At 66.3% G+C, this 6839-nt stretch carries 7 protein-coding genes; 4 read left to right on the forward strand and 3 right to left on the reverse strand.

What is annotated here, in order from left to right; genetic code table 11:
- Window positions 1-52: 52 nt before the first annotated feature.
- From JNM03_RS11820 to JNM03_RS11830, 3 genes are all read right to left on the reverse strand, one after another.
- Window positions 53-1222, reverse strand: a complete 1170-nt coding sequence (locus JNM03_RS11820) for an efflux RND transporter periplasmic adaptor subunit (protein WP_003046498.1) — start codon at window positions 1220-1222, stop codon at window positions 53-55.
- A gap of 109 nt (window positions 1223-1331) precedes the next feature.
- Window positions 1332-2639 (reverse strand): TolC family protein, encoded by a 1308-nt coding sequence (locus JNM03_RS11825; RefSeq protein ID WP_037553274.1) that lies wholly within the window; start codon window positions 2637-2639, stop codon window positions 1332-1334.
- A 65-nt stretch (window positions 2640-2704) separates the two neighbouring features.
- Window positions 2705-3067 (reverse strand): hypothetical protein, encoded by a 363-nt coding sequence (locus JNM03_RS11830; RefSeq protein WP_003046504.1) that lies wholly within the window; start codon window positions 3065-3067, stop codon window positions 2705-2707.
- Between the two features lie 446 nt (window positions 3068-3513).
- Between JNM03_RS11830 and JNM03_RS11835 the strand changes: the two genes are divergently transcribed.
- From JNM03_RS11835 to JNM03_RS11850, 4 genes are all read left to right on the forward strand, one after another.
- A complete protein-coding gene (locus JNM03_RS11835) occupies window positions 3514-3888 on the forward strand; it encodes a DUF3703 domain-containing protein (RefSeq protein ID WP_037553271.1) in 375 nt (124 codons plus the stop codon).
- A gap of 49 nt (window positions 3889-3937) precedes the next feature.
- Window positions 3938-4276 carry a hypothetical protein gene (locus JNM03_RS11840; protein WP_003046510.1) on the forward strand — a complete coding sequence of 113 codons (339 nt, stop codon included), beginning with the start codon at window positions 3938-3940 and terminating at the stop codon, window positions 4274-4276.
- Between the two features lie 65 nt (window positions 4277-4341).
- A complete protein-coding gene (locus JNM03_RS11845) occupies window positions 4342-5577 on the forward strand; it encodes a TolC family protein (RefSeq protein WP_003046513.1) in 1236 nt (411 codons plus the stop codon).
- Complete coding sequence (locus tag JNM03_RS11850) at window positions 5574-6836, forward strand: efflux RND transporter periplasmic adaptor subunit (RefSeq protein ID WP_003046516.1); 1263 nt, start codon at window positions 5574-5576, stop codon at window positions 6834-6836. The genes JNM03_RS11845 and JNM03_RS11850 overlap by 4 nt, the downstream gene beginning before the upstream one ends.
- The last annotated feature ends 3 nt before the right edge of the window (window positions 6837-6839 follow it).

Raw genomic sequence — 6839 nt, forward strand, 5'->3', positions numbered from 1 at the left:
GTACCGCCCAGCGCGCGCGGACGGATAGCGCCATCAGTTTCGCGATCACGGTTTATTCCTCCTCGCCCGCGCCCTTGCCGAGTTCGGCCTTGAGCAGGAATGCGTTCTTGGTCGCGACGATCTGGCCCGGCTTCAGCCCGGCGAGGATTTCGACACGGCCCGCGCTGCGCTGGCCGACGGTCACCTGCTGCGCGCGGAAGCCGTCCTTCGTGCGGACGAACACCACGTCGCGGCCTTCGAGCGTCTGGAGGGCTTCGTCCGCGATCACGATACGGGCCGGCCCACCGGTTTCGGCGCCGCGGCTCGGAAGCAGCCGCACCCGGACCGCCAAGCCCGGCTGGAGCGCCCCGGGTACGTCGAGCACGGCGGTTGCCGAGCGCGTGTCGCCCGACAGGCCGGGCGTGACGGCGCGCACGCGGGCATCGATCGTCCGTCCGTCGGGAAGTTCGATGATCGCACGGTCTCCGGGCGAGAGCCGCTGGGCATCGGCCGGACCGACGGCGGCCTCGATCTGCACCTTGCTGGGATCGGCAACGCGGAACAATTCGGTTTCGGGCTGAACGAAGGCGCCAAGGCTGGCGTTCTCGGCCGTGATCCGTCCCGAGATCGGGCTTGCCACGATGACGCTGCTGCCATCGCGCGTGACCTGCGCGGCGCTCGCTGCGGCACGCGCGCGCTGCGCTTCGGCCGCGGCGGCCGCGGCTTCGGCTTGCGCCTGCTCATAGTCGACGCGCGCCGACACCTTCTGGTCGAACAGGGTCTTCTCGCGGTGGAGATTTTTCTGCGCGAGCGTCGAGCGCGCATCGGCGGCAATCCGTTCGGCCGCAATCTGGGCGGCGTCGCGGCTTTGCACGATCGCGATCGTCTCACCGGCGCTGACCGGATCGCCGAGCCGCTTGAAGAGACGGGTGACCGCGCCGCCCGCGCGGGCGGTGACGATCGCCTCGCCGCTCGGCGCGGCGGTAACGGTCGCTTGCGAGATGATTTCCGAACCGAGTCCGCCGGCGCCGATCGTCTCGACGCCGATCTCGGCGGCCTTGATCGCTTCGGGCGTGATGGCGAGGCTGCTCGGAAGGGCTTCGCTCGCCGCTTCCTTTTCGCCTTCGGCAGCCGGCGCGGCGGCCGGGTCGGCGGTGCAGCGTGCAACGCCGAAGCCCGTGACGGCAGCGAGTATCATGGCGCCCGCGACAGTGCCGAGGAGACGCTTGTCCTTGGTGATCATATTCTATCTCCGCTGTTGATGCGGTTCGCGCGCCGACCGGCGGCGCACCCCTGTTGACTTGGAAGGACGATGGCGAAGGCGCCTCCGTCCACTGGAAGGCTCGGCGCGCTCATGGCTGATGATCCGCATCGCCGTCGGCGGCTGCCTGGCGCGATAGGATGGCGCGGGCTTCGGCCCGGGCCTGGCGCGCCGCGATCAGTTCGGCCTGCGTTGCCGCATAGGCCTGCTGCGCGTCGATATATTCGACGAGCGAGGACTTGCCGGCGCGGTAGCTGAGTTCGGCGAGCCGGACACCTTCGCGCGCCTGCTCGATGCCGCTACCCTCAAGCGCCGCGAGGCGGGCCTCTGCGGCTTCGAGTTCGGCCTGCGCATTGGCGATCTCCGCCTGAGCATTGACCACTGCATTCTCGCGCCGCGCAATGGCGGCGGCGACATCGGATTTGGCTGCCGAGATGTTGCCGCGGTTGCGGTCGAAGACGGGGAGCGGCACGGAAACATTGGCGATCAATGCGCGATCGCCGGTGTCGCGAAGCTGACGCACCCCGAAGCCGACCGACGGATCGAGCCGGCCATCGGCGCGCTGCCCCTGGAGCCGCGCTTCAGCAATCAGCTTCTCGGTTTCTGCCAAGCGAACGTCGAGCGTCGCGAGCGAGTCCACCGTCTCCGGTGCCACCCACATATCGCCTTCCATCAACTCGGCAGGCGGGACCGAGCTTCCAAGGAGCGCCGCGAGCGAACGCCGGGCGGTCCTTTCTTCGGCCTCGGCCGTGCGTAGCTCGGCGGTGGCCTGAACGAGAGCCGCATTGGCGCGGAACGCACGGAGCGGCGGCTCGTTGCCGGTATCGACCATGGCCTGTGCCACGCGGACGAGTTCGCGGGCACGCGCTTCATTTTCGCGTGCGAGCGCGAGGCTATCGCGGGCCGCGAGAGCGGTCGCGAACTGGTTGCGGACATCGAGCGCAAGATCTGCGCGTGCAATCTCCAACTTGTACTTCGCGGCCAGAAACTCGGCGTCGGCGAGCGTCATGCGCGACCGGCGCCGGCCCCCGATATCGAGACGCTGATTGACCGACACGGTCGTTTCGAGACCGTTCAGGCCCGAGTAGGGGCCGGTGCCTGCGAAATTCTCGACATCGACATTGAGCGTCGGATTGTAGCGATAGCCCGCCTGACGCTGGCGACCGCGAGCGGCCTCCACTTCGGCTTCGGCGGCAACCACGCGCGGCGAGCGCGCGTCGGCTTCCTCCATCGCCTGCGCGAGGGACAATCGAGCGGGAAGCGGGCCGGTACGCACGGCCTCGCCTGCGGAAGAAGGCGGTCCCACCAGCTCCGTCGCTGCCGACTGGGCAGCGGCGGGCGCGGAATTTGAGCCTGCAACGAGCGCCACGAGACTCGCGGCGACAACTATGGATTTCATGAAAAGGAGACTCCTGACGTTTCCAGGGAGAAGCGCACGCGAAGGGCACGCGCAGACCTAGAGCGTCAGGCGATTGGAGGGCGGAACGTCCCGATATAGGCGACGGGCGGCAAGGCGGCCGTCAGGATGCGCGTATGCGCTTCAGGGGCAGGCGTTTCGGTCGCTGCCGACAGCGATTCCGCCGGGACGCCCGAATGGTGACCGTGGCAGCCATGAGCGGCGGCAGGCACCTGCTGCTTTTCGCCGGGAGAGGATTTTTTCTTGTCGACTTCGGCGCCTTCGATCGCCGGTGCGGGAACGCAGCCGGCTTCGATCACAGCAACGAAAAGGCTCGCCTCGGCCCGATCCTCGGTCGCATGTGCGAGCGACCCCGCAACCGTTCCGGATGCAAGGAGAAGGGTCAGGAGGAAGAGGATCACCCGTCGCATTGAAACCGGCCCCTAGCATCGAAACGGCGCGGTGAAAAGTAGAAGATTTTCAATCAACTTCGGCGGCACTCTTCGAACCCCCGAACCGGCTCCGTAATTTTATCTCATGGAGGTAAGAGAGCAGTGCACCTTGCCCCTCTATAGTTGCAGATGCGCCTCAAGAAACAGGATATCGGCCGAACAATCACGCGTTAAGCACAATAATTCTACAATTGTCTTTCACTCTTATTTCTATCGCTTCGCTATTGGCTCCCGCCTCCTTTGTTCGGGACGACATTCGAGCGATATGCTTCCCGTGAGACGAGGGGGTAAATCGGACGCAGAGCGGCACAGCGTCCTGCCGGAACATCAGGGCTTGACCCTGTATCTACTACAGGGTGCAAGAGCCTGCCCTGCACAAAAAAGGGGGAAAGAGGATGGTGCCGCCGACAGTAAATCCCGTGAGCATGGCCGTCATCGAGCCGCTGCTGCGCGAGCAATATCGCCTGTTTTGCGAATCACGCCGAATCGGAGATGAAGCCGCTGCGTGGCAGGCGCTGGAATGGGAACATATATTGAGCCAGCCCTATATGGGCGCGCATCTCGCCTCCCACTGGCACATGTTTCGCTATGCGATCGAGCTCGGCGATGCCCGTGAAGCTACCGGTCAGGCAATGCGGTTCCTGCTCGTCCCGCTCGGTTCGCTGACCGGCCGCCTCCCCGCAGGGAATAATGGTCGCGCGCGGGTGAGCGCCTTCGAGCCGATGCCGATGCCGCAGGCCCTCGAAGCGCTGATCGAAACGGCCCGGTCGACGGAGAGCCGCGCTGCGCGAACCGATTGATCCGGTTTTGGACTTCCGGAACGGGTCATTCGCTGTTAGGGGCGCGACCATGTCCGGCGCTACCCTTCGCCTGTTGCTTGTGTTCATCCTGCTGCTCAGCGGGCTCCACAATGCTGCGCCGGCGATGGCGGGCATGACGCACCATGCGACGGATTCGCATCTTTCGCACCATGTCGAGCCGGGCCATGCGTCGGACAAGGACACGCAAAAAGGTCAGCAGGACGCCGACCTCCACGGCAGTCACCATAATTGCCCGGTCGCATCCGATCAGGCCCTTTCGGGTCATGACGATCTGTCCTGTTTTTCCGGCGGCCTGCACTTTGCGTTGCCCGCGACGCGCCTCGCTTCGCGCGCGCTCGCACCGCCCCTGAACCCTCCCCTCGCCTGAACGCCGCCTGCCGCGCGGCCCCTTTTCGGCCTGCGCTCAGTCGAATCGTTCAGGAGTGATCATTCATGCATATCCATATGCGCGCCGCCCTGTTGGCCGGGGCTGCGCTGCTGGCGGGGTCCGTTTGGGCCCAGCCGCTAACGCTCGACCAGGCGGTCGAGCGGGCCATCGCTGCATCGCCCGAGCTTAGAGCGGGCGAAGCGGGGGTCGACGCCGCGCGCGCCGACCAGCTGCAAGCCCGCGTCCGTCCCAATCCGACCGTGTCGGTCGACATGGACAATGGCGTCGGGACGGGCGGCTATGGCCTGTTCCGGCAATCGGAACTCACCGTCACCTATTCGCAGCCGCTCGAACGCGGGGGCAAGCGCGAGGCGCGAATGGCGCTTGCCGAGCGCGGTGTCGTTCTCGCCGAGGCGCAGTGGCGGCTCGTCCGGCTCGACATCGCCCAGGAAGTGCAGCGCGCCTATATCGACGTCCAGATCGCCGAGCAGATGGTCTGGATCGCAGAGGATCGCGTCAAACTTGAAAAGGAGATGCGGACCGAAGCGATCAGGCGCGTGCGCGGCTACAAGGATCCGCTCTTCGTCGAGACGCGCGCCGATGCCCGCATTCTCGAAGCCGAACTGGCCCTGAAGGAAGCCCAGGCGAAGCGGCAGTCCGCACGCGCATTGCTCACCTCCTTCTGGGGCGGCACGCCTGACAGCCTCGTTATCGCCGAGGGGATCGAGAAACCCGATCCGCGCGATCCGCCGCTCGCCGAAGCCGACGCGGCGGTCTTCGACGCCGCCGTCGACCGGGCCCGCGCGCAGGTCGTCGTCGAGCAGAGCCGTGCGCACCAGGACTATACGGTCTCGGGCGGCACGCGCTTTCTTCGCGAGACCAATGATGTCGCCGTTCTTGGCGGCATCTCGATCCCGCTCGGACGGTTCGACCGCAACCAGGGCAATATCGCCCGGGCGCAGGCCGAACGGCGGCAGCTCGAGTTCCAATCCGAAGCGAGCCGGCTCGAGCGGCTGCGGCGCCTCGCGTCGCTGCGCGCCGATGCCGACGCCGCACGCGTCCGGGCCGAGGGCATCATGAACGACGTCTATCCCAAGGCGGTGAAGACGCTCGGCCAGGTGCGCGAAGGCTATGCCCGCGGCGGGTTCCTGTTCGCCGACGTACAGGATGCCGCCGACGTCATCATCCAGATCCAGGGTCAGTGGGCCGAGGCCATGACACGCTACCGCGATTTGCTCGCGGAGATCGATCGCCTGACCGGCCGCTTCGATGCGGCTCCCCTTGCGGAGAATATTCCATGAAGAAGTTTCCATTTCCCGCCGCGGCTGCGGCGCTGTTCCTTGCTGTGCCTCTCGCTGCCTGCGGTGGCGGAGCCGAGGGCGAAGACAAGCATGAAGAAGGCGAAAGCCACGCTGAGGGCGAAGGCGAGGAAGATGCCAAAGGCCCGAACGGTGGCAAATTGCTCAAGAATGGCGATTTCGCGGTCGAGGTCATAATCTTCGAGAATGGCACCGAGCCGCAATTCCGCGTTTTCGCAACGCGGGACGGCAAACCGGTCGACCCGAAGGATGTCCAGCTCGCCATCACCCTCACGCGGCTTGGCGGCGACGTCGATCGCTTCACCTTCCGCCCGCAGGGCAAATTCCTCGCAGGGCAAGGTGTCGTCACCGAACCGCACAGCTTCGACGTCGAGGTTGTCGCGGTGACGGGCGGCAAGCGGCACGTTTGGAAATATGCGAACCCCGAAGGGCGCACGCGGATCGGGGCTGACGCCGCCAAGGCCGGAGGCATCGAAACCGCGGTCGTCGGACCGGCGACGGTGGGCGAAATGCGCGAACTCTACGGCACCGTCCAACTGTCGCCGACCGCCCGCTCCGAAATTCGCGGCCAGTTCCCCGGCCGCGTCGTCTCGGTGACCAAGGCGGTGGGCGACAGCGTCCGCCGTGGGGAACTGCTCGCGCGCATCGAGTCGAGCGAGAGCCTCCAGGTCTATCCGGTATATGCGACGGTCGGCGGCGTGATCGCCGAGCGCAACGCCAACCCCGGCGACGTCACCGACGGGCGCGCACTCTATGTGGTCACCGACCCGGCGCAGACCACGGTCGTCTTCAACATCTTCCCCCGCGACCTCGCGATCATACGTCCGGGCATGCGGGTGACGGTGGAGACGCAGGACGGCGCCGAAATCGCGACCGCGCCGCTCGGGCAGTTCCTGCCCGACGGCAATGTCGAGGCGGGCACTGCGCTCATCCGCGCGACCATCCCGAACCGCTCGGGAACGCTCCGCCCTGGCATGGCCTTGCGCGGCCGCGTGATGGTCAACCCCGTCACCGTGCCGCTTGCCGTGCGCACCGAGGCGATCCAGCCCTTCCGCGACTTCAAGGTGGTCTATGCCAATTTCGGGCAGGACTATGAGGTCCGGATGCTGAAGCTCGGCCGTTCGTCGCCCGAATGGACCGAGGTCCTGTCGGGCATCAAGCCCGGCACCGCCTATGTCACCAAGGGCAGTTTCCTCGTTCGCGCCGACATCGAAAAGTCCGGCGCGGGCCACGACCATTGATCG

Source organism: Sphingopyxis sp. (assembly GCF_016793825.1).
Taxonomy (GTDB): Bacteria; Pseudomonadota; Alphaproteobacteria; order Sphingomonadales; family Sphingomonadaceae; genus Sphingopyxis.

Excerpts from the sequence above, each read along its gene's own strand:
- JNM03_RS11820 (WP_003046498.1), bottom strand. The coding sequence starts at position 1,222 with ATGATCACCAAGGACAAGCGTCTCCTCGGCACTGTCGCGGGCGCCATG.
- JNM03_RS11825 (WP_037553274.1), bottom strand. The coding sequence starts at position 2,639 with ATGAAATCCATAGTTGTCGCCGCGAGTCTCGTGGCGCTCGTTGCAGGC.
- JNM03_RS11830 (WP_003046504.1), bottom strand. The coding sequence starts at position 3,067 with ATGCGACGGGTGATCCTCTTCCTCCTGACCCTTCTCCTTGCATCCGGA.
- JNM03_RS11835 (WP_037553271.1), top strand. The coding sequence starts at position 3,514 with ATGGCCGTCATCGAGCCGCTGCTGCGCGAGCAATATCGCCTGTTTTGC.
- JNM03_RS11840 (WP_003046510.1), top strand. The coding sequence starts at position 3,938 with ATGTCCGGCGCTACCCTTCGCCTGTTGCTTGTGTTCATCCTGCTGCTC.
- JNM03_RS11845 (WP_003046513.1), top strand. The coding sequence starts at position 4,342 with ATGCATATCCATATGCGCGCCGCCCTGTTGGCCGGGGCTGCGCTGCTG.
- JNM03_RS11850 (WP_003046516.1), top strand. The coding sequence starts at position 5,574 with ATGAAGAAGTTTCCATTTCCCGCCGCGGCTGCGGCGCTGTTCCTTGCT.